The organism is Mesorhizobium sp. ESP-6-2, from assembly GCF_020164675.1.
Taxonomy (GTDB): domain Bacteria; phylum Pseudomonadota; class Alphaproteobacteria; order Rhizobiales; family Rhizobiaceae; genus Mesorhizobium.
Map to the genome: position 1 here is coordinate 449712 of NZ_JAIUGT010000004.1, position 24669 is coordinate 474380.

23 protein-coding genes are annotated in these 24669 nt (G+C 65.0%); 19 read left to right on the forward strand and 4 right to left on the reverse strand.

Going from position 1 to position 24669, the window contains the following annotated elements; all coding sequences use genetic code 11:
• The first annotated feature begins 71 nt into the window (after window positions 1–71).
• From LB532_RS14600 to LB532_RS14635, 8 genes are all read left to right on the forward strand, one after another.
• Window positions 72–716 (forward strand): GNAT family N-acetyltransferase, encoded by a 645-nt coding sequence (locus LB532_RS14600; RefSeq protein ID WP_181169292.1) that lies wholly within the window; start codon window positions 72–74, stop codon window positions 714–716.
• Window positions 713–3436 (forward strand): LuxR C-terminal-related transcriptional regulator, encoded by a 2724-nt coding sequence (locus LB532_RS14605; RefSeq protein ID WP_140638478.1) that lies wholly within the window; start codon window positions 713–715, stop codon window positions 3434–3436. The genes LB532_RS14600 and LB532_RS14605 overlap by 4 nt, the downstream gene beginning before the upstream one ends.
• 83 nt (window positions 3437–3519) lie before the next feature.
• The gene (locus LB532_RS14610) at window positions 3520–4641 is read left to right on the forward strand and encodes a class II histone deacetylase (protein WP_140638477.1); all 1122 of its coding nucleotides are present in this window, start codon (window positions 3520–3522) and stop codon (window positions 4639–4641) included.
• Between the two features lie 4 nt (window positions 4642–4645).
• Window positions 4646–5503: an urea ABC transporter permease subunit UrtB gene (urtB, locus tag LB532_RS14615; protein WP_140638476.1), complete on the forward strand. Its 858-nt coding sequence runs from the start codon at window positions 4646–4648 to the stop codon at window positions 5501–5503.
• Window positions 5500–6486 (forward strand): branched-chain amino acid ABC transporter permease, encoded by a 987-nt coding sequence (locus LB532_RS14620; protein ID WP_140638475.1) that lies wholly within the window; start codon window positions 5500–5502, stop codon window positions 6484–6486. Before urtB ends, LB532_RS14620 begins: the two co-directional genes overlap by 4 nt.
• Window positions 6483–7187, forward strand: a complete 705-nt coding sequence (locus tag LB532_RS14625; RefSeq protein WP_140638474.1) for an ATP-binding cassette domain-containing protein — start codon at window positions 6483–6485, stop codon at window positions 7185–7187. The genes LB532_RS14620 and LB532_RS14625 overlap by 4 nt, the downstream gene beginning before the upstream one ends.
• 2 nt (window positions 7188–7189) lie before the next feature.
• On the forward strand, window positions 7190–7891 hold the full coding sequence (locus tag LB532_RS14630; protein ID WP_140638473.1) for an ABC transporter ATP-binding protein: 702 nt from the start codon (window positions 7190–7192) through the stop codon (window positions 7889–7891).
• Between the two features lie 41 nt (window positions 7892–7932).
• Window positions 7933–9102, forward strand: a complete 1170-nt coding sequence (locus LB532_RS14635; protein WP_140638472.1) for a substrate-binding protein — start codon at window positions 7933–7935, stop codon at window positions 9100–9102.
• Window positions 9103–9196: 94 nt separating this feature from the next.
• Here the strand turns inward: LB532_RS14635 and LB532_RS14640 are convergent, their stop codons facing one another.
• Complete coding sequence (locus LB532_RS14640; protein WP_140638471.1) at window positions 9197–10843, reverse strand: acetolactate synthase large subunit; 1647 nt, start codon at window positions 10841–10843, stop codon at window positions 9197–9199.
• 141 nt (window positions 10844–10984) lie between these two features.
• Window positions 10985–11887 carry a LysR family transcriptional regulator gene (locus LB532_RS14645; protein WP_140638470.1) on the reverse strand — a complete coding sequence of 301 codons (903 nt, stop codon included), beginning with the start codon at window positions 11885–11887 and terminating at the stop codon, window positions 10985–10987.
• 103 nt (window positions 11888–11990) lie between these two features.
• On the opposite strand from LB532_RS14645, the gene LB532_RS14650 reads away from it, so the two are divergent.
• The 3 genes from LB532_RS14650 (at window position 11991) to LB532_RS14660 (ending at window position 14581) form a co-directional block, all read left to right on the forward strand.
• The gene (locus tag LB532_RS14650) at window positions 11991–12980 is read left to right on the forward strand and encodes a zinc-dependent alcohol dehydrogenase family protein (protein ID WP_224556909.1); all 990 of its coding nucleotides are present in this window, start codon (window positions 11991–11993) and stop codon (window positions 12978–12980) included.
• Window positions 12981–13222: 242 nt separating this feature from the next.
• Entirely contained in the window at window positions 13223–13519 is a 297-nt protein-coding gene (locus tag LB532_RS14655; protein WP_140638468.1) for a zf-TFIIB domain-containing protein, read from the forward strand.
• A 72-nt stretch (window positions 13520–13591) separates the two neighbouring features.
• Entirely contained in the window at window positions 13592–14581 is a 990-nt protein-coding gene (locus LB532_RS14660; protein WP_140638467.1) for a Tim44 domain-containing protein, read from the forward strand.
• Window positions 14582–14892: 311 nt separating this feature from the next.
• Here LB532_RS14660 and LB532_RS14665 read toward each other — a convergent pair whose 3' ends face one another.
• Window positions 14893–15990, reverse strand: coding sequence for a lactonase family protein (locus LB532_RS14665; protein ID WP_140638466.1), 1098 nt, complete (start codon window positions 15988–15990; stop codon window positions 14893–14895).
• Window positions 15991–16189: 199 nt separating this feature from the next.
• Between LB532_RS14665 and LB532_RS14670 the strand changes: the two genes are divergently transcribed.
• The 8 genes from LB532_RS14670 (at window position 16190) to LB532_RS14705 (ending at window position 23752) form a co-directional block, all read left to right on the forward strand.
• A complete protein-coding gene (locus LB532_RS14670) occupies window positions 16190–16741 on the forward strand; it encodes a MaoC family dehydratase (protein WP_140638465.1) in 552 nt (183 codons plus the stop codon).
• A gap of 2 nt (window positions 16742–16743) precedes the next feature.
• Complete coding sequence (locus LB532_RS14675; RefSeq protein WP_140638464.1) at window positions 16744–17904, forward strand: CaiB/BaiF CoA transferase family protein; 1161 nt, start codon at window positions 16744–16746, stop codon at window positions 17902–17904.
• Window positions 17905–17936: 32 nt separating this feature from the next.
• Window positions 17937–19082 carry an ABC transporter substrate-binding protein gene (locus tag LB532_RS14680; protein ID WP_140638811.1) on the forward strand — a complete coding sequence of 382 codons (1146 nt, stop codon included), beginning with the start codon at window positions 17937–17939 and terminating at the stop codon, window positions 19080–19082.
• Between the two features lie 23 nt (window positions 19083–19105).
• On the forward strand, window positions 19106–20293 hold the full coding sequence (locus LB532_RS14685; RefSeq protein WP_140638463.1) for an ABC transporter substrate-binding protein: 1188 nt from the start codon (window positions 19106–19108) through the stop codon (window positions 20291–20293).
• Window positions 20294–20364: 71 nt separating this feature from the next.
• A complete protein-coding gene (locus tag LB532_RS14690; protein ID WP_140638462.1) occupies window positions 20365–21102 on the forward strand; it encodes an ATP-binding cassette domain-containing protein in 738 nt (245 codons plus the stop codon).
• Complete coding sequence (locus tag LB532_RS14695; RefSeq protein ID WP_140638461.1) at window positions 21095–21835, forward strand: ATP-binding cassette domain-containing protein; 741 nt, start codon at window positions 21095–21097, stop codon at window positions 21833–21835. Before LB532_RS14690 ends, LB532_RS14695 begins: the two co-directional genes overlap by 8 nt.
• On the forward strand, window positions 21832–22782 hold the full coding sequence (locus tag LB532_RS14700) for an ABC transporter permease (protein WP_140638460.1): 951 nt from the start codon (window positions 21832–21834) through the stop codon (window positions 22780–22782). The genes LB532_RS14695 and LB532_RS14700 overlap by 4 nt, the downstream gene beginning before the upstream one ends.
• A gap of 1 nt (window position 22783) precedes the next feature.
• Complete coding sequence (locus LB532_RS14705) at window positions 22784–23752, forward strand: ABC transporter permease (protein WP_140638459.1); 969 nt, start codon at window positions 22784–22786, stop codon at window positions 23750–23752.
• Between the two features lie 20 nt (window positions 23753–23772).
• On the opposite strand, the gene LB532_RS14710 is transcribed toward LB532_RS14705, so the two are convergent.
• Window positions 23773–24609: an amidohydrolase family protein gene (locus tag LB532_RS14710; protein WP_140638458.1), complete on the reverse strand. Its 837-nt coding sequence runs from the start codon at window positions 24607–24609 to the stop codon at window positions 23773–23775.
• Window positions 24610–24669 lie beyond the last annotated feature (60 nt).

A 24669-nucleotide genomic window follows, 5' to 3' on the forward strand; every position in this document is an offset into this window, starting at 1 on the left:
GCAGGTGAGCGCAGAGTTGGCATCAGCTTCCCGCACGCCGGTGTCGCGACGCGGCGAAAGGTCGAGGACAGATGTTGGTCACCGAAGGCAGGTTGCCTGATGAAAACACCAATCTAACGGTCGGCTATCGGCGCGTGCCGGCCGGGAAGATCGTCAATGCGGTGACATGGATGGAAGCGCTCGCACCGATGCCGGATCTCGCGCGGCCGTTGACCATGACAAGGATCACGAAACCCGACAGTGCTTCCTACCGCGCGATCTTCCTGGAGATCGGCGCTCCCTGGCTCTGGGATCGCGCTGCCGAAATGTCGGATGCCGAGATCGCCACGCATTTCGCCGATCCGCGCCAGCACCTCTATCACGGCCATGATGAAAGCGGCGCCCATGTCGGCATGGTCGAATTCTCGGTGGCCGACGACGAGATCGAGATCACCTATTTCGGCCTGTTCCCCTCCGTGACCGGCCGTGGTTTCGGCAAGCGGCTGATGGCCGGCGCGCTCGACCGGGCATGGCGCCTCAAGCCAAGCCGCATCTGGCTGCACACCAGCAGCTTCGACCATCACAGCGTCATTGGTTTCTACAGGGCCTGCGGATTTGAGCCCTTTGCGACCGGCTTCGAAATCGCCGACGATCCCAGGATCAAGGGAACATTGCCGCGTGACGCGGCGCCGCAGATTCCCTTGATCGAGACGGAATGGTGTCCCCACGCCAGATGAAAACACCTTCACAACCAGCCAGCCAGGCATCGCTCCACCACCGCCGATGGGTACGGCGCGAGAGCATCCTGTCGACGCTGGACCGGCATGTCGACACCCGCATCGTGCTGTTTTCGGCGCCCGCCGGCTTTGGCAAATCGACCACGATGGCCCAATGGATGGCTGAAACGGCACGCCTCGGCCGGCTGACGGCATGGCTGTCCTGCGAGGCGAGCGACAATGACGAAGGCGCTTTCCTCGCCCACCTGGTGGGGGCGCTTCGTCATCTCGTGCAAAATCCGGCCGAACTCGATCTTGCGTTCCAGTCGAGCCCGATCCCGCAGCTCGATGTCGTGCTTACCGCACTGGTCGCGGGCTTTGCCGCCCGTGAGGCCGACATCACCCTGTTCTTCGACGACTATCACGCTGTCGAAGCGCCGGCCGTGAAGCGCTTCATGGAACGGCTGACGCGGCAGGCGCCTGCCAATGTCGCCTTCGTCATCGGTTCGCGCAGCTTGCCCGACCTGCAGCTCGGCAAGCTCAGGGTGCTCGGCGACGTGTTCGAGATCGGGCCCGACGATCTGCGTTTCGCCTCATCCGAAGCCGAGGCGTTCTTCAACGACAAACTCGGCCTGAGCGTCAGCGCCACCACGGTGGAAACCTTGTGTTCCCGCGCGGAAGGCTGGGCCGCCGGCCTGCAGCTCGCTTCGCTGTCGCTGAGCGCCGCGCGTGCGCCTGAAACCGTCATCGGCAATTTCACCGGCGCCAGCCGCAACGTGGCCGACTTCCTGATGGGCGAAGTGTTCGGGGAACTGCCGCCCGACATTGCAAAATTCCTGCTCTACAGCTCGATCTTCGAACGCTTCTGCGCCGACGCCTGCCGCGCGGTGATGCGCGCTGCGGACGCGGAGGCGGCGATCACGGAAATCGAAACGCGCAATCTGTTCCTGGTGCCGCTCGACGACGAGCGGCGCTGGTTCCGCTACCATCATCTGTTCCGCGATTTCCTCAGCCGCGAAATGGAGCGGCGCGAACCGGAAATGATCGCGCCGCTGCATCTGGCGGCCTCGGAATGGTTCGGCGAACGCAAGATGCTGACCGAGGCGATCGGCCACGCGCTGGCCGCCGGCGACCAGGCCCGCGCGGCGGTGTTCGTCGAGAACAACGCGCTCGATCTCATCGCCCAATGCCAGCTGCTCTATGTGCGTCAGCTGCTGGCGCTGCTGCCAAAAAAACTGATCGACCAGCGCATCCGGCTGCAATTGGTCGTGCTGTGGCTGGCGGTGCACAGCAGCCAGCCGGAGATTGCCAAGCAGACACTCGCCTCCTCGCGCAAGCTCGTCGAAAGCGGGCCTGCTGACGGCAAGGATCCAGGCACGCTGGCCGGCACCACGATCGAAGCCGAACTCGCGGTGCTCGATGCCGCGGTACACAGCACTCTGGAGCAGTTCGAGGACGCGCGCGACACCGCATTGGCGGCCCTGCGCATCATCGCACCCGACGCCTGGTTCATGGAGGGCGCCACCGCCAACGTCATCGGCTACAATCTCTATGCGCTGGGCGATCTCGATGGCGCACGCGCCGCGGTTGATGCCGCGCGGCTGGCGCATGAACGAAGCGGCAGCCTGCTCGGCGTTACCATCGCCAACTGCTACATGGCTGTCATCGAGCGTTCGGCCGGACGGCTGCCCGCCGCCGAACGGCTGCTGCGCAACGCCATCATCGAGGCGAGGGCCCGGATCGGCGCCAATTCCTATGCCGAGGCGCTCGCCGGAACGCTGCTTGCCGAACTCGCCTATGAGACCAATTCCTCGGGCGAAGCCCTGGCGCTGGTGGAGAACCTCGGACCGCTGATCGAGGGCGCGGCGGTCATCGTCTATCCCTTGGCCAGCGTGCCGACATATGCCCGCGTGCTGCAATTGACCGGCCGCCCGGAGGCCGCGCTCGACATGCTCGACCGCGTCTACCAGCGCGTGCGCGGCACCGTGTACCGTCGCCTGGCATCGATGATCCTGCATGACCGCGTACGGATGCTGCTCGACCAGAACCGCAATGCCGAAGCGCGCGCACTGCTGACCGAGCACCGCGGCGACGCCGAAGCCCCGATGGCCATCACCACCGCCAACGAGTTCGAGTTCTTTGCCGAAGGCCGCCTGCTGACAGCCGAGAAAGCCCATGCCGAAGCGGCCGGGATTTTCGATGCTCTTCTGGCGCGGACCGGAAGCGGCGGACGCATCCGCCGGCACATACTGGCGCTGATCCTGCGCGCCAAGACGGCCAGTGCCAGCCATGACATGCGCGAAGCCGACCGTTATCTGCTCGATGCGCTGCGGCTTGCCCGACCGTCCGGCTTCATCCGCTCCTTCGTCGACGAAGGAAGGCTCGTCATCGAAGGCTTGATGCGGCTGCGCGCGGCGCAGGCAAAGTCGGATCCGGCACTGTCGGCCTATGCCACGCGCATCATCGATGCGGCGCAGACGATGCCCCTCGGGACGCGCAAGCCAGCCGCGCCGGCCGCGGAGAAGGAGCAACTCACGCAGCGCGAGTCCGAACTGCTGCACTGCCTGACCGAAGGCATGTCCAATCGCGATATAGCGATTGCCCTGTCGGTGAGCGAAACCACGGTGAAATGGCACCTGAAGAACATCTTCGGCAAGCTGGCCGTCACCAATCGCGTCCAGGCGGTGCGCGCAGCCCAGGCCGCCGAGAGCCGGCATGCCCCTCCCAAAGGAGGGGTATAGGCAACGGGCCGACCCATCCTTTCGGGTCGGGCGAAGTCTGCTCAGGCCTGTTAGCCTCAAAATCGTTTTGGAGGACGCTGCGGATGGCGACAGGTTACGTTTTTCACGAACAGCTGATGTGGCATGACACCGGCTCCAGCGCCGACATGATGCCTCCCGGCCGTTTCGTGGAGCCCGGCCGGCACCTGGAGTCACCCGGCTCGAAGCGCCGGCTCAACAATCTCATCCAGGTCAGCGGCCTGTCACGCCATCTCGTGCCGATCATCGCGGAGCCGGTTTCGGTCGAGGATCTGCTGCGCGTGCATACGCGTCGCCATGTCGACGACATCAGGATGCTCAGCGAACGCGGTTCCGGCTTCGCCGGGCCGCAGGCCCCGATCGGCCTCAACAGTTTCGACATCGCCCTTTTGTCCGCCGGCACGACCTATGCCGCCATGCGCGCCGTGCTGACCGGCCGCGTCGACAACGCCTACGCGCTGGCGCGGCCGCCGGGCCACCATGCAGAGCCCGACCAGGCCATAGGCAATTGCCTGTTCTCCAACATCGGCGTGTCCGTCCGCCGGCTGCAGCATGAGGGCCTGCTCGGCCGCGCCGCGATAGTCGACTGGGACGTGCATCACGGCAATGGCACCGAGACGGTGTTCTATTCCGACCCTTCGGTGCTGACCATTTCCGTGCATCAGGACAATCTCTATCCGACCGGACGCGGCGCACTCCGCGACAACGGCAAGGGGCCCGGCGAAGGCTATAACATCAACGTCCCGCTGCCGGCCGGCAGCGGGACCGGCGCCTATGAGGCCACGTTCGACCGCGTCATCGGCCCTGCCTTGCGCGCGTTCAAGCCGGACCTCGTCATCGTCGCTTCCGGTTTCGATGCGTCCGGCTTCGACCCGCTCGGCCGCATGATGCTCAACAGCGAATGTTTTCGCCGCCTTGCCGCACGCATGGTGGCGCTCGCCGCCGAAGTCTCGAACGGACGGCTGATGATGAGCCATGAAGGCGGCTATTCCGAGGGCTATGTGCCGTTTTGCGGCCACGCCGTCCTCGAGACACTGGCCAATCACCGCACCGAGGTGGTCGACCCGCTGTCCGACCATATCGACGACTGGGCGGGGCAGGACCTGCAGCCGCATCAGGCAGCGGTGATAGATGCGGCCGAAGGCCTGCTCGCGGGCTTGCGCCAACGCCTCGCCAGCGCGGCCTGAAGCGATGGATTTCGCCATCACGACATTGCTCAATGCGCTGACGCTGATCAGCATCCTGATGCTGGTCGGGCTCGGGCTCGCCATCAGCTTCGGCCTGATGAACGTGACCAATCTGGCGCATGGCGAGTTCGTCAGCGTCGGCGCCTTCGCGGTCTACTTCATCCAGAGCATGGGCGGCTCGTTCTGGCTGGGCCTGGCGGCCGCACCCGTCGCCGGCGCCGTGGTCGGCTGCATCCTGGAATTCGCCATCATTCGCCACCTCTATTCGCGGCCGGTGTCGACGGTGCTTGCCACCTGGGGCGTCAGCCTCATCCTCCAGCAGGGGCTGGAACTGACCTTTGGCCTCGGCGCCAAGCCCGTGACGCCGCCGGTCGAGGGCACGCTCGACCTCTTCTTCACCGTCTATCCGGCCTACCGGCTGATCCTGATTGCCATCGCCATGCTGACCCTGCTCGGCGTCATCCTGCTGATCAGCCGGACGTCGTTCGGGCTCGACATCCGCACCGTCATCCAGAATCGCGAAATGGCGGAGGGCGTCGGCATCAACACGCGGCGCACCTATGCCATTGCCTTCACCTTCGGCGCGGCAATCGCGGGGCTGGCTGGCGGACTGGTCGCGCCGCTGGCGATCGTGCTGCCGCAGATGGGGGTGAACTATCTCGCCAACGCCTTCTTCGTCGTCATCGTCGGTGGCGTCGGCTCGATCGGCGGCCTCGTCGCCGGCAGCGTCTTCGTCGGTGGCCTGACCAGCATCCTCAACTACCAGATCTCGCCATCGCTGGCGCAGGCGGTCGTGCTGCTGGCGGCCATCGTCGCCGTGCGGGTGCGACCCAACGGTCTGTTCAACGGGGCTTCGCGATGATCGCCCGGGACCGCAACTGGCTGCTGATCTTCGCGGTCTGCGTGGCACTTGCCATCGTCTATCCCATCTTCGCCGACGGCTACCAGCTGACGGTGATCCGCGACGCGCTGATCTTCGGCCTGTTCGCGGCGAGCCTCGACTTCTTCTGGGGCCGCACCGGAATCCTGTGTTTCGGCCACGCCGCCTTCTTCGGTATCGGCGGCTACATCATGGCATTGGTCACGCTCAATGACGCGATTCCCTTCGCGAGCCTTGTCGGCATCACAGGCGCGGTCGCGGGCGCGGCCGTCGTCGCCGCCATCATCGGCTACTTCCTGTTCTTCGGCGGCATCCGCGGCAGCTACTTCACCATCGTCACGCTGGCCCTGGGCGTCATCTGCCAGCAGGCGGCCATCTCCTGGAGTTCGGTCACGGGCGGCGACAGCGGCCTGATAGGCATCCCGCCGATCGAATTCGATCTTGGCGGTCTGCATGTCGATCTCAGCCAGGACCTGCCGAGCTATATCTTCGTCGCGGCCATCGTGGCGGTGGCCGTGCTGACGCTGTGGTCGATCGGCCGTGGCCGCTGGGGCACGGTACTGACCGCGATCCAGGACAATGAGGTTCGGGCAGCAGCACTGGGGCACAACGCGCCGGCGCGGCTGCTGGTGACCTTCATCGCGTCGGCGGCAATCGCCGGGCTCGCCGGCGCGCTTTATGTCTGCATGGCCGGGCTGGTGGCACCGGACCTCTCCGGGCTGCTTCTGTCGACGGAAGTCATCGTCTGGGTGGCGGTCGGCGGGCGCGGCACGCTGCTTGGGCCGGTGCTCGGCGCAATCTTCATCCAGCGCGCGCAGCAGCAGATCAGCAGCTTCAACCCGAGCCTGTGGCCGCTGCTGCTCGGCTGCGTCTTCGTCATCATCGTCTTCCTGCTGCCGGACGGCATCCTGTCGATCTATGCACGGCTGAAAAACCTGTTCAGGGCCCGGAGGCGCACGCAATGAGCGACGTCCTGCTGGAGGCCGAGAATGTCGGCATCCGCTTTGGCGGGCTGCAAGCGCTGGAAGGATTGAACCTTACCGTGCGCGACAAGGAACTCTGCTGCATCATCGGGCCGAACGGCGCCGGCAAGAGCACGTTCCTCAACGTTCTGACCGGCACGCTGCGCCCGACCAGCGGCAGCGTGCGTTTCCTCGGCCACGATATAGCCGGCCTGCCGCTGCACCGTATCGCCCGGCTCGGCATCGCCCGCAAATTCCAGATCCCGTCGGTGTTCCCCAGCCTGTCGGTGGAAGACAATCTGAAGGTGGCGCGCTGGGGCGCCCCCTCCCCGTCACGCCCGGTCGGCGAGTTGATGGAGCTGGTCGCGCTCGGCAACCGCTCTGCCACGCTGGCCGGCGAACTTGCGCATGGCCAGAAGCAGTGGCTGGAAATCGGCATGGCGCTGGCGATCGAGCCGCGCCTGCTGCTGCTCGACGAGCCGACCGCCGGCATGACGCCGCAGGAGACGCTGGCGACGGCGCAGATGCTTTTGCGGCTCAAGGGCGAGTTCTCGATCGTCGCGGTCGAGCACGACATCCGTTTCGTGCGGGCGCTGAATTGCGAGACGCTGGTGCTGCACCAGGGGCGCCGGCTGCGCAGCGGCCCCTTCCACGACATCGAAGCCGACGAGATGGTCCGCGACGTCTATCTTGGGAGGCGCTGAGGATGCTGCGGACACTTGCCGTTTCGGCCGGCTATGGCCTGCTCCCGGTGCTGAACGGCATCGACCTCGGCGTTGCGGCGGGCGAAGTGGTCGGCCTGCTCGGCCGCAACGGCGCCGGCAAGACAACGCTGCTGCGCGTCATCGCCGGCGGTTTGAAGGCGAGCGGCGGCGCGGTGGTTCTCGGTGACCAGGACCTTACCAATGCGCCGGCCTTCCGCCGTGCACGCGCCGGCATCGCGCATGTGCCGCAGGGGCGCGGCATCTTCAACCAGCTCACTGTGCGGCAGAACCTTGAAGTCGGAACCCGTGCCGCCAAAGATCGTGGCGACGGCGGCATTCCGGCCGACATTTTCGGCTATTTTCCGATCCTGCGCGAACGCGAGGCGCAAATCGCCGGCACGCTCTCGGGCGGGCAGCAGCAGATGCTGGCGATCGGCCGTGCGCTGTGCGGGCTGCCATCGGTGCTGCTGCTCGACGAACCCTCGGAAGGCATCCAGCCGAACATCGTCCAGACGATCGCCGAACTGGTGCCGCGCATCGCGCGCGAGCGCGGCATCGCGATCGTCCTGGTCGAGCAGAATCTCGATCTCGTCCTCAAGGCGGCGGACCGCTGCCTGGTGATGGAGAAGGGCAGGATCGTGCACGAAGGCGCGCCGGAGTCATTTGCCGACGAGAGCCTGCTGAAGGATCTTTTGGCTTTGTAAGGCGTGCATGGGGCGCGCCTGGACTGGAAGGGAACACAACAATGATAAGCAGAAGAACTGTCCTGAAATCCGGGGGCGCCGCGGCCGCCTTCGCCGTGATCGGCGCACCGTCGATCCTGCGCGCCGCCGATACGGTCAAGGTCGGCCTGTCGATCCCGATCACCGGCTTGCAGGCGATACTCGGCGAGACGCTGCTCAATTGCTACAAGCTCGCCGCCGCGGAGCTCAACGCCGCCAACGGCATCGGCGGGCGCCAGGTCGAACTGTTCGTCGAGGACAACCAGACCACGACCAAGGGCTCGATCGACAAGGCGCGCAAGCTCCTCAACGAAGACAAGGTCGACGTGATCATGGGCACGATCATTTCGCCCGAGCGAAGTGCCACGCTGTCGGTGACATCGAAGGCCAAGAAGCTGTTCTTCTATCCGACCAATTTCGAGGGCGGCGAGTGCAACCGCTACTTCGTCGCCACCGGTCCGATCCCGATGCAGCAGGTCGACCCGATGATGCCATGGGTGGCGGAGAATCTCGGCAAGACGATCTACATCATGGCTTCAGACTACGCCTGGCCGCAGAAGATGACCGAGGCGATCACGGCCGCCTATGAAAAGGCCGGCGGCAAGATCATCGGCGCAGACTACTATCCGTTCGGCACGACGGATTTCGGTCCCGCCTTCCAGAAAATCAAGTCGCTGAAGCCCGATGTCGTGTGGTCGATGGTGGTCGGCAACGACGCGGTCACGCAGCTCAAGCAGTACCGCAGCTTCGACGTCAAGCAGCCGTTGATCGCGCCGCTCGACGAGGTGTTCAACAAGGACGCGCTGCCACCCGGCGTGGCGGCCGGAACCTATGCGCCGCAGCCCTATTGGATGGCGCTCGACAACCCGGTCAACAAGAAGTTCATTTCGAGCTTCCGCGAAAAGTTCGGCCAGGAGAAGATGGTCAACGGTATCGGCGAGGCCGGCTACAACGGCCTGCACCTTTACGCGCTTGCCGCCGAAAAAGCAGGGTCGCTGAAGGACGACGACGTGCTCAAGGCACTGCCGACCATCGAGTTCGACGCGCCTCAGGGCAAGATCCGCGTCGACGCCAGCAACAACCACACGCTCTGCCATTCCTATGTCGGCAAGGCGGCGGCCGATGGCATCAGCTACGAGATCGTCAAGGACTTTGGCACGATTGCTCCGGTAACGCCCTACTGCAAGCTGTAGGAGTCCCGGCTGCGCGGCATACGGGTTTGCCCAAGCCGCGCAGCCATCGCACCAAATCTGGTCTTTGCCGGCAACGCGTTGGCGCCGGCCGCCGTCAGGTCGCCTGCACCGCCGGCAGCCGCGCGCGCAATTCCTCGACAAGCACCCTGGTGTTCTCGGAATAGTCGATGGGCACGACGACGAGATGCACGCCGCCGCCGGCAAAAGCCTGTTCCAGCGCCGGCCGGAATTCGGCGATCGCGCCGACCCTGGTTCCCTTGGCGCCATAGGCCTCGGCGTATTTGACGAAATCGGGATTGCCGAAGGTCATGCCGAAATCCGGAAACTCGTCGACCGCCTGTTTCCAGCGGATCATGCCATAGGCGTGGTCCTCGAGCAGCAGGACGACAAGATTGAGCTTGAGCCGGACGGCGGTCTCCAGTTCCTGGCTGTTCATCATGAAGCCGCCATCGCCGCAGATGGCCATGACGCGGCGCTGCGGATAGAGCAGTGCCGCCATCATCGCCGACGGCAGCCCCGCGCCCATGGTGGCCAGCGCATTGTCGAGCAGCAGCGTGTTCGCCATGCGCGTGCGGTAGTTGCGCGCGAACCAGATCTTGTACATGCCGTTGTCGAGGGCAAGGATTCCGTCGGCCGGCATCACGGAACGCACGTCATGCACGATGCGCTGCGGCGTGAAGCGGTCTTCGGTAGCGCGCGCGGCGATGCGGCTCAGAATGCCTTCGCGCAGCGGCAGCAGGGCCTGCGCGTTGGGGATCTTGCCCTCGATGCGATCCGCCAGCAGCGCCAGCGAAGGGCCGAGGTCGCCGACGATCTCGGTCTGCGGGAAATAGACCTGCTCGACATCGGCGGTTTGATAGCCGACATGGATGACCTTCGGCCCGTTGACGCCCATGATGAAGGGCGGCTTCTCCACCGTGTCGTGACCGATGGTGATGATCAGGTCGGCCTGTTCGATGGCCTCGTGCACGTAGTCGCGTTCCGAAAGGGCCGCCGTTCCCATGTAGAGTTCGGTGCCGCCAGGCACGGTGCCCTTGCCCATCTGCGTGGTGAAATAGGGAATTTGGGTGCGCAGCACGAACTGGGCGACATCGGGCGTGACGCGCGGCCGCGACGCCGCGGCGCCGAACATCAGCAGGGGACGTTTGGCCTCGATGATCATGCGGGCGGCGCGGTCGAGCGCGCCCGCACCGGCCAACGGCAGTTCGACCGGATGCGTCGGCACCAGCGGAACCGGATCGCACTCCGCCGCCGCAATGTCTTCCGGCATTTCCAGATGCACGGGACCCGGCCGCTCTTCCTGCGCGACGCGGAAGGCTTCGCGCACCAGCGAGGGGATCATTTTGGGCGAGACGATCTGGCGCGACAGTTTGGTCAGCGGTTTCATCGCCGCGACGATGTCGACGATCTGGAACCGCGCCTGCCTGGACGACAGGATTCCCTTCTGGCCGGTGATCATGATCATCGGCATGGCGCCGAGCAGCGCATAGGCCGAGCCGGTCGTCAGATTGAGCGCGCCGGGGCCGAGCGTGGTGATGCACACACCTGGCTTGCCGGTGAGCCGGCCATACGTGGCGGCCATGAAGGCGGCCGCCTGCTCGTGACGGGTCAGGATGAGCTGGATCGAGGAGCGACGGATGGATTCGACGATGTCGAGATTCTCCTCGCCCGGAATGCCGAATATCCGGTCGACCCCTTCGTTTTCGAGGGCCGCCACGAACAGATCCGAACCTTTGGTCATCAACCGTCTCTCCTGCAATGTGCCCGCATGCCGCCAGCTTTGCCTCATATGGCACTGGAAAGCGATGCCTCAAAGAGCCGAGGCGCCTCTTCACGGAATGTCCGCGCGATCCCAAACGAGAGTGGTCGCGAGCGCTGGCGATCAAGCCATCCGTTTCGGCAAGGCCGCCGCCAGCGCGTCGACGGCAAGCCGAACTTTCAGCGGCAAATGGGGCGTCTGCAGCCAAAGGGCGTGGCAGTCATAGAGATATCGCGGCTGGTCCGGCAAGAGCTCGACCAGCGCGCCTGCCTGGATACGCTCGCGAACCAGCCACCAGGGCAACCAGGCGAGCCCCATGCCCTCGGCCGAGGCATCGGCGATGGCATCGAGATCGTCGAGCCGCAGCCGGCCGCCGGGCATGATCTCCTGTGCTGGTTGTCCTTCGCGCGGGAACAGCCACGGCTGAACGGCTTGGCCGAGCCGCCGGTAGACGACGGCATGATGATTGGCGAGGTCTTCGATCCGCCGTGGCTCGCCCTGAGTTTTCAGATAGGACGGCGCCGCACAGACAACCATGCCCTGACGCGCGACGCGGCGCGCGATCACGCCTGCCCTGTCCTCCAGATCGCCGGTTCGGATGGCAAGATCGTAGCCGTCCTCGGCAAGATCGGCGAAGCGGTCGCTGAGCGACAGGTCGAGTTCCAGCATCGGATATTGCCGCGCCAAGTTCAGCAGAACGGGTGTTACGCAGTGCCGGCCGAAATGCGCCGGCATGGTGACGCGCAGCTTGCCACGCGGTTGCGAGAGCTGGTCGGCGGCGAGTTGATCGGCAGCTTCGGCCTCGGCCAGCACCAGCCGACAGCGGTCGTAATAGGCCCGTCCGAACTCGGTGAGGCTCTGCCGGCGCGTGGTGCGGTTGAGCAGGCGCATACCGAGACGCTCCTCCAGAAACCGGACGTGTTTGCCGACCATCGGTCCGGACAGATCGAGCGCGGCCGCGGCCGCCGCGAACGAGCCGAGGTCGACCGCCCTGACGAACACGGCCATGCTCTCAAGCCGATCCATATTCGAAACTCCTGGTTCCTACTGTTCTGCTCCCAATGCCATTTATCCAACTTCGCCTTAGCGGCATAGCTCCTTTCGGTTCAAACAATTTGGAGTAGACCGAATGGCGCGCGTCATTCGCTTTCATCGGCATGGTGGCCCCGAGGTCCTGCGGATCGAAAATGTGGACCTTCCCCAACCCGGCCCGGGCGAGGTTCAGATCCGCGTCAAGGCGCTCGGCCTCAATCGCGCCGAGGCGCTGCTGCGCGCGGGCACCTATATCGAGACGCCCACCCTGCCCTCCGGGCTTGGCCTGGAGGCCGCAGGCCTCATCGAGGCGGTCGGTGAAGCTGTGACGGGTCTGGCTCCGGGTGATGCCGTCAGCGTCATCCCGCCGCAATCGATGATCCGCTGGCCGGCCTATGGAGAGCTTGTTACCTATCCCGCCGGGCTCGTCGTCAAAAACCCGATATCACTCGACTGGCAGACCGCGGCCGCGATGTGGATGCCGTACCTCACCGCCTATGGCGCGCTGATCGACATCGCCAGGCTGCGCAACGAGGACTTCGTCGTCATCACGGCAGCCTCGAGCAGCGTCGGGCTTGCCGCGATCCAGATCGCCAACAGCGTCGGCGCGACGGCGATCGCGGTGACACGGACCTCGACGAAGAAGCAGGCCCTGCTCGGCGCCGGCGCGGCTGAAGTCGTGGTCCTGGCCGAGGAGGATCTGGAGACGCGGCTAGGCCGGATCGCCGGGCCCCGAGGCATGCGCATCGTGTTGGACGCGATCGGCGGCCCGATCTTCGAGCCGCTCGCGGCGGCGATGTCCCGTGGTGGCATTCTCATCGAATATGGCGGGTTGAGCCCCGAGCCGACGCCGTTTCCCTTGCCCGCCGTGCTTGGCAAGACATTGACGCTGCGCGGCTACCTCGTCCACGAGATCACCGGCGACCCAGCGAAGCTGGAAGCCGCCAAGGCGTTCATCCTCGAAGGGCTGGAGGCCGGCGCGCTGAAGCCGATCATCGACAAGACCTTCCCGTTCGAGCACATCGTCGAGGCGCATCGCTATCTCGAATCGAACGAGCAGTTCGGCAAGATCATCGTCACGGTCTGAGCAGCCAGCATAGGGCCATCGAAACCAAGCGCTCGAAGCACGATGATGTCTGCGACAGGGAACAAATCCGTCCTTGCGGACAATATCGCTCTTGAAGGCGCGGTTCTCCATTCCTAACTCTCGCATGCGGGCCGGGCCCCTCTGACTGTCGCACTTCGCGACCGTGATGTCGGACCGCTTTAACGGGCCCGTTTCCATCCTTTCGGTCAAGCGGGCTCATCTCTTTTGGTTTGGAGTCCCATATGACCTCTTCTTCCCTTCTCGGCCTGGTTTGCCCCTCCTGCCGCGTCGCGCTCGTGATGAGCGAACGCCAGGGTATCGAGATCGATTATTGCCCGCAGTGCCGTGGCGTCTGGCTTGACCGCGGCGAACTCGACAAGATCATCGAGCGATCGGCCAAGGAAGCCTCGGCCGCGTCACAGCCGGCAGCGTTCTCCCAGCCCCAGCATGGCCGGGACCGCGATGACGACTATGCCCGTTCGCAGGGCCACCGCTATCCAAAACGGAAGAAATCGTTCTTCGAAGAGCTGTTCGATTGACCGCACCACGCCGGTAGCTGGTCCGGCGTCTGTCGAGAATTTCCGAAACCCCGTCGATAAAGGTTCATCCCGATGACTTCCCGCACAAGCCGATTTGCCGCCCTGTTTGCCGGACTGTTCCTGGCATTCTCAATGGTCGCGATCGACCATGCCGAGGCCCGTCGCGGCGGCAGTTTCGGCAGCCGCGGCATGCGCACGTTCCAATCGGCGCCGCCGACCAGGACCGCTCCGGCGCCGACCGCTCCGGTCGAGCGTTCGATGACACCCAACACCGGCGTGAACACCGCGGCCCGGCAGCCGCAGGCCGGCCTGCAGAGGCCCGGCTTCATGAGCGGCTTCGGTGGGACAATGATGCGCGGCTTGCTGATCGGCGGCCTGATCGGGCTGCTCCTGGGCCAAGGCTTCGGCGGGCTGGCCGGCATGTTCGGTTTCCTGCTGCAGGCCTTGCTGATCGGTGGCGCCATCATGCTGGCAATCAGGTTCTTCCGGTCGCAATCCGAGCGTGGCCCCGCCCCTGCGCTCGCCGGCGCCGGCAATGCCTCGCGATTTGAAAACCGCGCCGCCGGACAGAGCGATGCGAACAATGTGCGTTCCTTCACAATTCCTGGCTTTGGCGGCGGTTCAGGCGGAGGCTCCGCGGCGGCCACCGGTTCCGATGAGATCCGGCTCGCCCAGGCCGACCTCGACGCATTCCAGCAGCTGTTGAGCGATGTCCAGGCAGCGTTCGGGCGTGAAGATCATGCCGCCTTGCGGCGTGCGGTGACGCCCGAAATGGTGTCCTATCTGTCGGAAGAGCTGGCCGACAATGCGAAAAAGGGCCTCAGGAACGAGGTATCCGACGTCACCCTCCTGCAGGCCGACATCGCGGAAAGCTGGCGCGAGGATGACCGCGACTATGCCACGGCGGCCCTGCGTTATGAATCGCGCGACGTGATGCGCGAACGGGCCAGCGGCAGGGTCGTAGAGGGCGACGAGGATCATCCCACGGAGACGACTGAGCTGTGGACCTTCACGCGTCAGAATGGCTCGAGCTGGAAGCTCTCGGCAATACAACAGGCCTGAGCTCCAGAGTGCGAACTCGAGTAGACAAAGGCGCCTGACGACGGCCGGTCCGGCTATGTCAGCAGCCTTCCATGGCCGGCATCTGCTCAAGATAGGAATTTTTTCTTGACTGGGTGCAGGCAGCTATGGTAGATATTTATCTATGGTGCTGAGTTGCGCCAGGAACCCGCCGCGCAGGCGGGTTTTTTCGTTCAAGGCTCCGTCAACAGCTCCGGCGAAGGGTCCGAGCGATCCATCAGCTCGATTTGTTTGCCTTGGCCTGAGCTCCGGCCCGTTCAGTCCGAGGCTTCGATGCCGATGTTGCGCACGGTTCACCGCACGAGCTTGACGCACATCGGCGTGCCGATCTCGATGGCACGGCCGGTGTCGGTCAGCCCGCCGCTCTCGGCGTCGCGCGCGAAGATCGATATGCGGTCGGCATTCTGGTTGGCCGAGAACAGGTGGCCGCCGGACGGCGTCAGCGCCAGGTTGCGCGGCGTGGCGCCCCCGCAAGGGACATAGCCGAGGAGGCTCAGCGCGCCACTTCTCTGGTCGACGGCCATGATGACCACACTGTCATGGCCTCGGTTGGAGCCGTAGAGGAAGCGGCCGTCGGGCGAAATCTGGATATCGGCGCAGTGGTTGGCCTGGCGCGCCTCGGCCGGCACGGCCGGCCTGGCGTCGATGATCGAGAGCCTGCCGCTCGCCTCGTCCAGCACCATCGACACGATGGTCGAATCCAGCTCGTTCATGACGAAGACGAAACGGCCGTTCGGATGCAAGGCCAGATGGCGCGGACCGGCGCCCGGCGGCAAAGCGGATTCGGCAAGTTTGGTCAGATTGCCATCGTGCTCGATCCGGTAGGACACCAGCCGGTCGATGCCGAGATCGGCGACGATGGCCATTCCGCCGGCGATGATTTCGGTGACGCTATGGGCATGCGAGCGCTCCTGCCGGGCCGCGTTCGGGCCGGTGCCCTTGTGCGAAACGCTGGCCAGAGGAGCGGACAAGGCGCCATCCCTGTCGAAGCCATAGACCGCGACTGCGCGATCCGGACCGCTCTCGCCCATGCCGTAATTGGCGACCAGCAGCTTCGTGCCGTCGCGGCTGATGGTGTTATGCGCTGTGATGCTGCCGAGCGAGGGCTGCTTGTTCAGGTAAGTAAGCGTGCCCGAGGCGCGGTCGAAGCCGTAGGCCGAAACCGTTCCTTCGCGCCAGGCGAACACTTCCGAATTGGCGTAGAGGCGCGAACCGTCCGGCGTCACCGACAGGAAGGTCGGATTGTCGATGTCACTGGTCTCGGCCAGTTTGCGTGTTTCCAGCGTCTCCTCGTCGAAACTGTAGACGCCGAGACCGACGCCGCGTGCGCCCTGGAAATAGGGCGCCTCCCGGTTCAGGCTGCCGACAAAGACCAGACAGGCATCGCGCATGTTTTCCTCCCTGTCCGCTCGCGCTCGGGCGCAGCGGAAACAGCCAAAATTTCGCCTGTCCTCGCTTGCAACGCAACCCCATATGTGAAAATACTATTTACAAAAGAAGATTGACGGGAGGAGACGTCGTGCAATCTGGCGCCTTGATGCGTGTTCCGAAACTTGTGCCGTGCCTCGCGCAGGGCTTCCGGAGCCAGCGATGAACGACTTCGCACCGACTGTCGGCGTCGCCTCGACGCACCCGGCCAACATGCCCGAGGCGCATGCGGCCCTGCCGGTTTGGAACGCCGAGAACTGGTTCTACGAGGACTGGCCGGTTGGCCAGAAAATCCGCTCGTTGCGCCGCACCATGGCCGAAGGCGACAGCCACCTCTTCAATACGCTGGTACTCGACATCCATCCTTACGTGCAGGACCAGATGTTTGCCGAAACAGAGGGCATTTTCGGCAAGAGGCTGGTGGCCGGCGCTTTTGTCTTCTCGGCTGGCTTGGGACTCGTCGCAACCAACTGCGTCAATGCGTTTTCCTATGGCTACGACAAGCTCCGCTTCATAAAGCCCGTCTTCATCGGCGATACGATCTATTCGATCCGCTCCAACCTCGACAAGATGCCGCGCTACAAGGAAATGGGGCTGATCCGCGCCAGTTATGAGGTGTTCAAGGGCGAAGGCGAACTCGTTCTCTATTGCGAGCATCTGCAGACGGTGAAGTACCGCAACCCTGCCGATTTCGTCGGCAAGACGGAGAAGTAGAAATGCCGGCAGCAACCGAATTGCCGCTTGCCGGTCTCGTCGTCGTCGACATGAGCCAGTTCCTGTCCGGGCCTTACTGCTCGCTCAGGCTGCTGGATCTCGGCGCCCGCGTCATCAAGATCGAGCGTCCGGACGGCGGCGACCTGTCGCGCCGGCTCTATCTCAGCGACACCGAGATCGGCGGTGATTCCACCATCTTCCATGCCATCAACCGGGCGAAGGAAAGCCTCGCCATCGACCTCAAGGACGAGGCGGATCTCAAGGCGTTGCGCGGCCTGCTGGGCAAGGCCGACGTGCTGATCCAGAATTTCAGGCCGGGTGTCATCGAACGGCTCGGCCTCGACTACGAGGCGGTCCGCAAGATCAACCCGCGCCTGGTCTATGCCTCGATCAGCGGCTATGGCGAGGAAGGCCCATGGGTCAAGCGGCCCGGCCAGGACCTCCTGGCGCAGGCGCGCTCCGGGGTGATGTGGCTGAACGGCGACGAGGACCAGGGGCCGGTGCCGTTCGGGCTTGCCATCGGCGACATGCTAGCGGGCGCGGCATGCGCGCAAGGCATACTGGCCGCCCTTGTGCGGCGCGGCATCACCGGCCAGGGCAGCCATATCGAAACCAGCCTGCTGGAAGCGCTGGTCGACTTCCAGTTCGAGGTACTGACCACGCATCTCAATGATGGCCGCCGTTTGCCGCGCCGCTCCAGCTTCCGCAGCGCGCATGCCTATCTGTCGGCACCTTACGGCGTCTATCCCGCCAAGGACGGTTACCTCGCGATCGCCATGACGCCGATCCCGAAACTCGCCGATCTGCTGTCGTTGGAGGAACTGGCGCCCTACCGCGACGAGCCGGCATCGTGGTTCACGGCGCGCGACGACATCAAGGCGATCGTCGCGCAGCGGATTGCCACCAGGACGGTCGACGAGTGGCTTGGCGTTCTCGAACCCGCCGACATCTGGTGCGCCAAGGTGCTGACCTGGCCGGAAATGCTGGCAAGCGGGGGCTTCCAGTCGCTCGACATGCTGCAGACGGTGACGCGCGAGGACGATGTCTCGATCCTCACCACCAGCTCGCCGCTCAGGGTCGACGGCGTCAGGGCCAAGGTCGATCGGGCAGCACCGCGCATCGGCGAGCATAGCGCCGCGATCCGCGAGGAGTTCGGCCTGTGACCACGCGCTTCCTCAAGCCCACGCTCAGGGGCATGACCTGGAACCATCCGCGCGGCTATGATCCGATGGTCGCCTGTTCGTCGCTGTGGAAGCAAAGAACCGGCATTGCCGTCGAATGGGACAAGCGTTCGCTGCAGGATTTCGAATCCTTCCCGGTCGAGGAACTGGCGCGCGCCTATGATCTGATCGTCATCGACCATCCGCATGTCGGCCAAATCACCGCCGAACGCTGCCTGGAGCCGCTCGATGTCGCCGGCCGCGAGGCGGAACGCGCAGCACTTTCCTCCGGCAGCGTCGGCCAGTCCTATCCGAGTTATACATGGCAAGGACGGCAGTGGGCGTTTCCCATCGATGCCGCGACGCAGGTGCAGGCATGGCGACCCGATGCGCTTGACGCACCGCCATCGCGATGGAGCGAAGTGCTCGATCTCGCCCGGCAGGGGCGCGTGCTGCTGCCGTTGCGGCCACCGCATTCTATGATGGTGTTCTTCACGCTCGCAGGCAATCTCGGGCACGCTTGCGCGACCGACCCATCGCGCGATCTCATCGACGGTGAGGCCGGCAGCGAGGTCCTCGAGACAATGCGAGAGATCGCCGCACTGGTCGACACGGCCTGCTTCGAGATGGACCCGATCGCCGTCTCGGAGCGGATGGGTGAGGCCGGATCCCCGATCGTCTGCTCGCCGCTGATCTATGGCTACGTTTCCTATGCGATAGCCGGGTTTCGCCCACATCTCCTGGCTTTTGGCGACATCCCTGTTGTCGGCGCCAGCGGCCCGGTTGGTACGGCGCTTGGCGGCACAGGCATAGCGGTATCGGCCTTCTCGAAGGCGAAAGAGGCGGCAACCGATTTCGCCTACTGGCTCGCCAGCGGCGAGGTCCAGCGGGGCCCCTATGCCGCGGCCGGCGGCCAGCCCGGCCATGCCGCGGCCTGGGAGGATCAGGCCGTCAATGCGGCGACCGGCAATTTCTACAGCGATACGCGCGCGACACTGGAGGGCGCATGGGTGCGGCCACGCCATGACGGCTACATGGCGTTCCAGCAGGCCGCGTCCGACCGCGTCAACTCCGGCATGACCTCAGGGCATCGTTCCAGCCAGGTCATTGCCGATCTCAATCGCCTGTTTCGGCAGAGCGCCCCGGCGCGGGCGACCGGCACTGCCGGTGGAGGAGCCTGAAGAAAATCGAACGGAGGAGACAAATGAAAAGCCTGATCCGTGGCCTTGTGGCCGCAACCGCCTTCGCCTCGCTCGCAACGACAGCCTTTGCCGAAGACGTGCAAGGCGTCATCGGCGGGCTGCCCGATGAACTCAAGGCGCAATATGACGGCGCGCCGCAGAAGGTGCTGCCATCGGCCTGGGACAATTTCACCCCGCCGCCCAAGCCATGGAAATGGTGCCATTCGGAATCCTACCAGGGCAACCCCTGGCGGGTCACCGTCACCAAGGAACTGAAGCGCCTGGTGGACGGACTGATCGCCGACGGCACCGTCTCCAGCTTCGAAGTGTCGGATTCCAACAACGACGCCAGCCAGCAGATCAACCAGGTCCGCGCCTTCATCGACAAGAAGTGCTCGATCATCACCTCGATCCCGGGCTCGGCAACAGCGCTCGACGACGCCATCGATGCCGCCGCCAAGGCCGGCATCCCGTTCATCACCGCGGCCGGTTCGGTGACCAGCCCGAACGCGATCAATGTCGATTCCAACTATGCGCGCTGGGGCTACGACATGATGACGGCGATCGGCAAGGCCAAGCCGGATGGCGCCAGCATCCTGCTGGTCGAGGGCATCGCCGGCCACCCGATCGTGGTTCAGCAGCGCCAGGGCGCCGACAAGGCGTTGGCGGAGAACTCCAAGCTGAAGGTCTCGCGTACGGTCAACGGCAATTGGACGGCCAATGTCACCAAGACAGTGGTGCTGCAGGCGATCGCCACCAACCCGGCGCCGATCGACGCGGTGTGGACGACAGGCAGCGAAAGCCGCGTCGTCGCGGAAGCCTTCGCCGAAGCCGGCCGGCCGGCGCCGCTGATCACCGGTTCGATCACCGGCGACGCCCTGGGCTACTGGAAGGCCAACCCCGACAAGTACCGCTTCGAGGGCCATGCCGTGCTGCCGCACTGGACCGCCGAAACGCTGTTTCGCGTCGGCGAACGCATGCTCGACGGCCAGAAACCGAAGCTGAACACGCTGCTCATTCCGATTCCGCCGGTCCACAACGCCGATCTCGGCCAATGGTACAAGGACTGCATGACGACGGATGCCGTATCGATCTTCCCGGTGCCGCCCAAGGATCCGATGCCGGAAGAATGGCTCGACGCCTATTTCTCCAACCCGGCGCCGACCAAGGGATGGGATTACTCGAAAGTACCTGACGCCTGCGCGAAGTGACGCCTGGCCAGATAAGACCTCGACAAGCCGGCTCCTTTCGGAGGGCCGGCTTGTCAGCTTTGAAACGCAACATGCTTGAAATCAGAAACATATCCAAACGCTATGGCGAGACGGTCGCGCTTGCGGACGCTTCGATCGCGTTCCGGGCGGGGACAATCCACACCATCCTGGGCGAGAACGGCTCGGGCAAGAGCACCATGGTCAAGCTGTTGTCCGGCATCGTTCAGCCCGACAGCGGCGCGGTCCTGCTGCAAGGCAGGCCGTTTTCGGGCGGAACCCCCTCGGCCTTCCAGGCGCGAGGCTTCGCCACGGTCTTCCAGGAAGTGCTGATCGCGCCGGACCGCAGCGTCACCGACAATATCCTGCTTGGCCTCGACGGCCTGGTCCGGCGCGCGGTTCCCCGCAACGAGCGGCGCGACAGGGCAGCAGCCGCGCTCAAACGTTTCGCCGTCACCAACGTGCCGCTCGACATGACCGCCGGGCAGTTGCCGCTGGCGGCGCAGCAACTCGTCGTTCTTGCCCGTGCCGTCGTGCGCAATCCAAAGATCCTGATCCTCGACGAAGTGACGGCAGCACTCGACTTCGCCGACCGCGAATCGGTTTTTTCGCTGATGCGCACGCTTGCCGGGGAAGGCTGCCTGATCCTGTTCATCACGCACCGCATGGACGAGGTGACGTCGCTTTCGGATCGCATCTCGATCCTGCGCGGCGGCAGCGTGGTGCGCACCGAGGAGCGCGGCGCCTCGACGCCGGCGGAGCTTCTCAAGGCCATGGCGCCACGCACCGCCGCGGAGCTGGCGCATGGCTGATCGCGCCGCCCTCACCATCCGCGACCTCGTCATCGCACCGGGCGCCAGCCCGATCATGCAGGCGATCGCTGCTGGCGAGATCGTTGGGCTCGCCGGCCTGGATGGCCATGGCCAGGAGCTTTTCCTCGAAATGCTCGCCGGCCTTGTCGCGCCGCTTGGCGGTTCGATAACCCTCGATCTGCCCGGCGCATCCCGCGCCATCACCGGCTTCCGCAAGGCCGTATCGAGCGGCATCGCCTATCTTCCGCGCGGGCGTGCCAATGGCATTTTCCCGACCCAGTCGGTGCTCGACAATTTCGCCGTTTCGACGCTGTCTCGCGATACCCGCCTCGGCCTGATCAGCCCAGCGGCGCGCAAGGCGCGCTACGAGGCCTATCGCGAAAGGTTGTCGATATCAGCGCCCCGGCCCAACGCACCGATCACCACCCTGTCCGGCGGCAACCAGCAGAAGGTGCTTTTGGCGCGAGCCCTGGCGCTGGACCCCGCAATGTTGCTTCTCAATGACCCGACACGCGGCGTCGACGTGGCGACCCGGCATGTTCTCTACGACGTCTTTCGCGGGCTGGCTTCCGACGGCATGGGGCTCGTCATCCTGTCCAGCGAGATCGAGGAGATCCTTCTTCTCTGCCATCGCGTGCTGGTGTTCCGCGAAAATGAAGTCGCGGCGGAAATCGCCGGCCAGGCGATGACCGCCGAGAACGTGATCGCAGCCATGTTCGGACGCGCAGCATGAGACCCTTTGGACGCCTGTTGTCCCTCGGGCGAAGCGTCGGCTTCGCCGTCGTGCTGCTGATCGTCCTGCTGGCGGTCAACCTGATGCTGAGCCCGGCACGGTTCCAGCCGGGCTCCTGGGGTGCGCTGGTTGGGCTGGCGGCGCCATTGATCGGCGCGGCCATCGCCTCGACCCCGGTGATCCTCGCCGGGCGCGGCGGCATCGATATTTCGGTCGGGCCGCTGATGGGCTTCGTCAACGCCATCGTGATCCAGGTGCTCTTTCTGCGCGCCGGAATATCCTCGCCGCTGGCGCTTGTTCCGGCGGCGCTGCTCATCGGTGCGCTGGTCGGGGCGGCGAACGGGTTTCTGGCGACCATCGTGCGCATTCAGCCGATCGTGGCCACGCTCGGCACCTATCTGATCCTGACGGGGGTGACGCTGACCATCCTGCCGGCGCCGATCGGCCCGGCGCCGGCCTGGCTGAAAGCCCTGGCAGGCCCGTTCTCGCTTCTGCCGCTCGCCTTGATGTTCCTTTTCTGGTGGCTGGTGCGGCGCAGCCCCTATTACGACCAGCTGATGGCGGTCGGCAGCGACGATCGCGCCGCCTACACCGCCGGCGTCGACGTCACGCTCGTGCGCTTCATCGCCTATGTCATGACCGGCATCCTTGGCGGCTGCGCCGGGCTGATGCTGACTGCGCTGATCGGTTCGGCCGATCCCAATATCGGCCCGACCTACACGCTGATCGCCATTGCGGCTGTCGCTCTTGGCGGCGTCAGTCTTGCCGGCGGCCGTGGTGGCGTCGCGGGTGCCGCGATCGGCGCCATCGACATCTTCCTGCTGCAAAGCGTGCTGACGACGTTCAACGTCTCGACCTTCGTGCTGCAGATCGCCTACGGCGCCATACTGGTGCTGGCGGTGATGCTGACCGCGCTGCTGGAACGCTTTGCCATCGGGAGGCGCTGACATGGCTGGCCGAAATCTATTCGCGACAACCAATGCCCGTGTCGTCGGCGCCTTCTGTGTTGCCGCCCTTCTGCATCTTGCCGGCACCATCCTCATTCCGGGTTACTCCAGCCCGTTTGCGGTGCGCGCCATGCTGGTGCTCGCCTCGCTGCTCGCCGTCGCCTCGATCGGGCAGACGCTGGTCGTCATCATGGGCGGCATCGACCTGTCGATCCCCTTCGTCATCGGCTTTGCCAATGTCGTTGCCGCGCAACTCTACGGCGATGGCTGGAATTTTGTCCTGGTCTGCGGCCTCGTCGGCGTGCTGGCGATCCTGATCGGTGGCCTCAACGGGCTGATCGCGCGCAGCCTCGACATCCAGCCGCTCATCGTCACGCTCGGCATCGGCATGGTCGTGCAAGGGCTGGTGCTTTTGTGGACCGCGGGCTTCCCCTCAGGATCCGCGCCGCAAGCGGTTTCGAGTTTCGTGTCGATCGGCGGATCGGCCGGGCCACTGCCGGTTCCATGGCTGGTGCCCTGTCTCGTCGTGCTGGCGGCGCTCGTCGTCCTGGTGCTGGAGCGGACGCCTTATGGGCGCCGGCTCTACGCACTCGGCAGCAATCCGGGTGCTGCGCCTCTGGCGCTGATCGATCCCGTCCGTATGTGGGTGATCACCTATGCGGCAAGCGCCTTCTTCGCCGCGATGGCGGGCGTTCTGCTGCTCGGCTTCACCGGCTCGGCCTATGGCGATGTCGGGCAGCCCTATCTGTTCCAGACCATCGCGGCGGTGGTCGTCGGCGGCGCCGCGCTGGTCGGCGGCCGCGGCAGCTATCTCGGCACCATTGCCGGCGTGCTGGTGCTGACCGAGATCAACACGCTGCTGATCGGGCTCGGTTTCCAGCCCTCGGCGGTGCAGGCAGCACTCGGCCTCATCATCGTGCTGCTGGTTTCGCTCTACGGCCGCGAACGGCACGTTTCGGCGACGATCTGAAGAACCCCAAGCGGAGCCGGTTAAAGCCGCCAGAGCTTGCGGGCGTTCGCCGACAAGAGCTTGTCGCGTTCCGCAACGCTGCAGCCGGCAAGCAGCGCATGGGTCGCCGCCACCCAGGTCGACAGACCGCCACCCAGCGTGCAGACAGGCCAATCGCTGCCCCAGACGACACGATCCCAGCCGAACGAACCGATCGTGTGCTCGACGTAGGGCCGCAGCGTCTCGACCGTCCAACTGCCGGGGTCGGCATAGGCGACGACGCCGGAAATCTTGGCCACGACGTTCGGGCGGCGCGCGATTTCGCTCATGAGCTCGCGCCACGGGTGCTCGCCATTGCCCTTGATGTCCGGAACGCCGCAGTGGTCGAGGACGAACTGGACGTCAGGCGCCAGGTCGGCGAGCGCGATCGCCTTGGATATCTGGTGCGGCAGCACGACGAGATCGAAGGTGAGCCCGGTGCCGCCAAGCCGCCGGATGTTGTCCCGGAACAGCGCGCCTTCCGAGAGTTCGTCGGGCATGACGTGGAGGACGCGGCGAAAACCCTTGACGAATGGCTTTGCTCGCTGGCGCTCGAGATAGGCCGCAAAGCCGGCCTCTTCCGGACGGCAGGAGGCGATCGCCCCGGCCAGCATACTGCCGGCCTGTCTCGACAGGCCTTCGACACGTTGGGTCTCGGCCTCGATGTCGGCCGGATCGACATCGACCTCCATATGCAGTACGCGCTCGACGCCAACGCGCTGAGCTTCCACGGCATACTCCTCATAGGAGAAGTCGCGGTTGAGTGCCGGCACGCCGGCAAGCCACGGGTAGCGCAAGGCCGAGCGATCGATGAGATGCAGATGGGTGTCGATGATCATGGCAAGGCTCTCCTCCCTATGTCTTTCACATCATCTCACGGAGGAATTCTTCATTCAAAT

Bases quoted from the DNA above. Each gene is read 5' to 3' on its own strand.
- LB532_RS14600 (WP_181169292.1), top strand. From the start codon at position 72: ATGTTGGTCACCGAAGGCAGGTTGCCTGATGAAAACACCAATCTAACG.
- LB532_RS14605 (WP_140638478.1), top strand. From the start codon at position 713: ATGAAAACACCTTCACAACCAGCCAGCCAGGCATCGCTCCACCACCGC.
- LB532_RS14610 (WP_140638477.1), top strand. From the start codon at position 3,520: ATGGCGACAGGTTACGTTTTTCACGAACAGCTGATGTGGCATGACACC.
- urtB (WP_140638476.1), top strand. From the start codon at position 4,646: ATGGATTTCGCCATCACGACATTGCTCAATGCGCTGACGCTGATCAGC.
- LB532_RS14620 (WP_140638475.1), top strand. From the start codon at position 5,500: ATGATCGCCCGGGACCGCAACTGGCTGCTGATCTTCGCGGTCTGCGTG.
- LB532_RS14625 (WP_140638474.1), top strand. From the start codon at position 6,483: ATGAGCGACGTCCTGCTGGAGGCCGAGAATGTCGGCATCCGCTTTGGC.
- LB532_RS14630 (WP_140638473.1), top strand. From the start codon at position 7,190: ATGCTGCGGACACTTGCCGTTTCGGCCGGCTATGGCCTGCTCCCGGTG.
- LB532_RS14635 (WP_140638472.1), top strand. From the start codon at position 7,933: ATGATAAGCAGAAGAACTGTCCTGAAATCCGGGGGCGCCGCGGCCGCC.
- LB532_RS14640 (WP_140638471.1), bottom strand. From the start codon at position 10,843: ATGACCAAAGGTTCGGATCTGTTCGTGGCGGCCCTCGAAAACGAAGGG.
- LB532_RS14645 (WP_140638470.1), bottom strand. From the start codon at position 11,887: ATGGATCGGCTTGAGAGCATGGCCGTGTTCGTCAGGGCGGTCGACCTC.
- LB532_RS14650 (WP_224556909.1), top strand. From the start codon at position 11,991: ATGGCGCGCGTCATTCGCTTTCATCGGCATGGTGGCCCCGAGGTCCTG.
- LB532_RS14655 (WP_140638468.1), top strand. From the start codon at position 13,223: ATGACCTCTTCTTCCCTTCTCGGCCTGGTTTGCCCCTCCTGCCGCGTC.
- LB532_RS14660 (WP_140638467.1), top strand. From the start codon at position 13,592: ATGACTTCCCGCACAAGCCGATTTGCCGCCCTGTTTGCCGGACTGTTC.
- LB532_RS14665 (WP_140638466.1), bottom strand. From the start codon at position 15,990: ATGCGCGATGCCTGTCTGGTCTTTGTCGGCAGCCTGAACCGGGAGGCG.
- LB532_RS14670 (WP_140638465.1), top strand. From the start codon at position 16,190: ATGAACGACTTCGCACCGACTGTCGGCGTCGCCTCGACGCACCCGGCC.
- LB532_RS14675 (WP_140638464.1), top strand. From the start codon at position 16,744: ATGCCGGCAGCAACCGAATTGCCGCTTGCCGGTCTCGTCGTCGTCGAC.
- LB532_RS14680 (WP_140638811.1), top strand. From the start codon at position 17,937: ATGACCTGGAACCATCCGCGCGGCTATGATCCGATGGTCGCCTGTTCG.
- LB532_RS14685 (WP_140638463.1), top strand. From the start codon at position 19,106: ATGAAAAGCCTGATCCGTGGCCTTGTGGCCGCAACCGCCTTCGCCTCG.
- LB532_RS14690 (WP_140638462.1), top strand. From the start codon at position 20,365: ATGCTTGAAATCAGAAACATATCCAAACGCTATGGCGAGACGGTCGCG.
- LB532_RS14695 (WP_140638461.1), top strand. From the start codon at position 21,095: ATGGCTGATCGCGCCGCCCTCACCATCCGCGACCTCGTCATCGCACCG.
- LB532_RS14700 (WP_140638460.1), top strand. From the start codon at position 21,832: ATGAGACCCTTTGGACGCCTGTTGTCCCTCGGGCGAAGCGTCGGCTTC.
- LB532_RS14705 (WP_140638459.1), top strand. From the start codon at position 22,784: ATGGCTGGCCGAAATCTATTCGCGACAACCAATGCCCGTGTCGTCGGC.
- LB532_RS14710 (WP_140638458.1), bottom strand. From the start codon at position 24,609: ATGATCATCGACACCCATCTGCATCTCATCGATCGCTCGGCCTTGCGC.